This is a genomic window from Lysinibacillus sp. GbtcB16 (assembly GCF_019091145.1).
Taxonomy (GTDB): domain Bacteria; phylum Bacillota; class Bacilli; order Bacillales_A; family Planococcaceae; genus Lysinibacillus; species Lysinibacillus fusiformis.
Genome location: NZ_JAGXJV010000583.1, coordinates 1 through 258, shown reverse-complemented (window position 1 = coordinate 258; position 258 = coordinate 1). Strand labels below are relative to the sequence as shown.

Annotated in this window: 1 protein-coding gene; it reads left to right on the top strand. The window is 49.2% G+C overall.

Annotated elements, in window-relative coordinates:
- A partial coding sequence (locus KVT27_RS25310) for an MFS transporter (protein WP_256449054.1) occupies positions 1-258 on the top strand: 258 nt, incomplete at its 3' end.

Sequence of the window (258 nt, the reverse complement as noted above, 5' to 3'; positions counted from 1 at the left end):
CTGTATTATGAATCTGTTGCGGTTATGCTGCTGTCCGTAGTTATTATGCAGTTGGCGGCTACCGTCTATATGCCTACCGTGCAAGCTGCTCTGCCTTCTGTCGTGACATCTTCCGAGCTTCTGAAAGCCAACAGTGTGAACTTTAATGTCATTACTTTGGCGCGAATCGGAGGTACGGCAGCAGCGGGCATTCTGGTATCCGTCATGAATCTGTACACCGTGTACGGGTTATCTCTGGTTCTTTACGTCGTGCTTGTC